Raw genomic sequence first — 2,392 nt, forward strand, 5'->3', positions numbered from 1 at the left:
TGCTCGTGTGCGCTTTTCGTGCAACTTTTGCACACGAGACCGCGGGTGCAGCGCGCATCCGGCTTTCCCTGCGCCCTTTGATAAAAGAGGGCGTGACGTTAACGGGCAAACCTCGGGCGACATGCGCCGCGAGATCGCGAAGGTGTGTTTGATTCCGCCGCTTGTCATCGCCCGCGAAAGCGGGCGACCCAGTATTCCAGAGGCGGCGATGATAGAACCGAGATGGCACGGCGTACTGGATCCCCGCCTGCGCGGGGATGACAATTGAGGGTGGATCGGCACCCCATCGCAGCATTTCTGCTCCTGCCACTATGCCGCCTTATTACGCACCCACCCCCGCTTGATTGTGATCCCCTGTGTCATAAATCCCGTGTAGCATTCGCATTCAATCAGGATTCGACCGCCCGCCATGAGCAGCAACGCCTTCTTCTCCGACCTTCTCGCCTCGATTTCCGAGCGCGGCCGCACGTTGCTTCGCCGCGGCGGGGCGCCGGATGCGAAACAGGATGCTTCCGAGCTGATCGAATTGTGCGAGGCGCTGCTGTCGGGCCGTGGCGAGGCTTCCGGCATCGCGATCGCGCGCGAGGTGCTCGACCGCTATCGCCAACTCGACGAGGCCGGCCGGCTGGCATTCTTCGAGACGCTGGCGCGCGGCTATGGGCCGGACCGCGAACGGCTGTCGCAGGCGATCGAGGCCTGGCGCGCGCAGCCGTCCGACGAGGACGCCAGCGACCTGCATTTTGCCTCGGAGCCGCGGCGGCAGGAACTGATCCGGCGGCTGAACCGCGCGCCCGGCGGCACCAGCGAATTGGTGGCGTTGCGGGCCGACCTGCTCGGCCTGATGAACGGGCACCGCGATCTGGCCGCGCTCGACCGCGACGTCGTGCATCTTTTGTCATCATGGTTCAACAGGGGATTTCTCGTGCTGCGCAGGATCGATTGGCAGACGCCAGCGAACATTCTGGAACAGATCATCCGCTACGAGGCGGTGCACGAGATCCGCGACTGGGACGATCTGCGCCGCCGCATCGATCCGGTCGACCGGCGCTGTTACGCGTTCTTTCATCCAGCCCTGGTCGACGAGCCCCTGATTTTCGTCGAGGTGGCGCTGACCGAAACCATTCCAGCGGCGATCGCGCCGCTGCTCGCCGAAGACCGGGCGCTGGTGCCGACCGAGCGCGCCCGCACCGCGGTGTTCTATTCGATCTCCAACACCCAGAAGGGCCTCGGCGGCATTTCGTTCGGCAGTTTCCTGATCAAGCAGGTGGTCGAGGAATTGCGCCGCGAACTGCCGAAGCTGGAGAATTTCGTCACGCTGTCGCCGGTGCCCGGTTTTGTCGCGTGGCTGAAGCAGGCGAGCGACGTCCCGGTGTCCGACGAGGAGCGGGCGCTGCTCGAAAACCTCGACAAATCCGGCTGGTTCGAGGATGCGGAGCTGGCGCCAAAAATGCGCGCGGTGCTGGAGCCGCTGGCCGCGCATTATTTCCTGAAGGCCCGCACCGCAAAAGGCCGGATGATCGATTCGGTGGCGCGATTCCATCTCGGCAATGGCGCCCGGCTGGAGCGGATCGACTGGCTCGGCGATCTCTCGCCCAAGGGCCTGCGCGAATCCGCGGGCATCATGGTCAACTATCTCTACCGGCTCGAGGACATCGAGAAGAACCACGAGGCCTACGCCAACCACGGCGAGGTGATCGCTTCGAGTGCGGTTAAGAAGCTGCTGAAGGGCGAAGGGCGGCGGCTGCTGGATATGCGGCTGTCGTAGCTCTCTCAACGTCATTTCGAGCCAACGGGTCGCGCGAATGCGCGCCCGATGACAGGCTCAGCGAAGCAATCCATCTATCCGCGCCAGGAACGAAGCTGGATTGCTTCGTCGCAAGCGCTCCTCGCAATGACATTGAAACGCCGGAGGACTCTTCACCCCGCCAGCGCCTTCATCTCCTTGTAGAGATCGCTCTTCCCCTCGAAGCCGATGCCCGGCAGATCCGGCATGGTGATATGCCCGTTCTCGACGCGCACGCCGTCCGGAAACCCGCCATAGGGCTGGAACAGATCGGGATAGCTCTCATTGCCGCCGAGCCCGAGTCCGGCCGCGATGTTCAGCGACATCTGGTGGCCGCCATGGGGAATGCAGCGGCTCGCCGACCAGCCCTGAATCTGCAGCACGGCGAGCGTGCGCTGGTATTCGCACAGCCCGTAGGACAGCGCGCAGTCGAATTGCAGCCAGTCGCGGTCGGGCCGCATGCCGCCATAGCGAACGAGGTTGCGGGCGTCCTGATGGCTGAACAGGTTCTCGCCCGTCGCCATCGGCCCCGGATAGAATTCCGCCAGTGCCGCCTGCAGCTGGAAATCGAGCGGATCGCCGGCCTCCTCGTACCAGAACAGCGGATAG

At 64.1% G+C, this 2,392-nt stretch carries 2 protein-coding genes; one reads left to right on the forward strand and one right to left on the reverse strand.

Translation table 11 applies throughout. The features are described from left to right. Positions 1-409: 409 nt before the first annotated feature. Positions 410-1,765: a malonyl-CoA decarboxylase gene (locus Q7U29_RS21690; protein WP_304744655.1), complete on the forward strand. Its 1,356-nt coding sequence runs from the start codon at positions 410-412 to the stop codon at positions 1,763-1,765. A 152-nt stretch (positions 1,766-1,917) separates the two neighbouring features. Here the strand turns inward: Q7U29_RS21690 and Q7U29_RS21695 are convergent. Further along, the coding region (locus Q7U29_RS21695) for an enolase C-terminal domain-like protein (protein ID WP_304744657.1) at positions 1,918-2,392 on the reverse strand (475 nt) is incomplete at its 5' end.

The sequence above is a fragment of the Bradyrhizobium sp. genome (genome assembly GCF_030654605.1).
Taxonomy (GTDB): Bacteria; Pseudomonadota; Alphaproteobacteria; order Rhizobiales; family Xanthobacteraceae; genus Bradyrhizobium.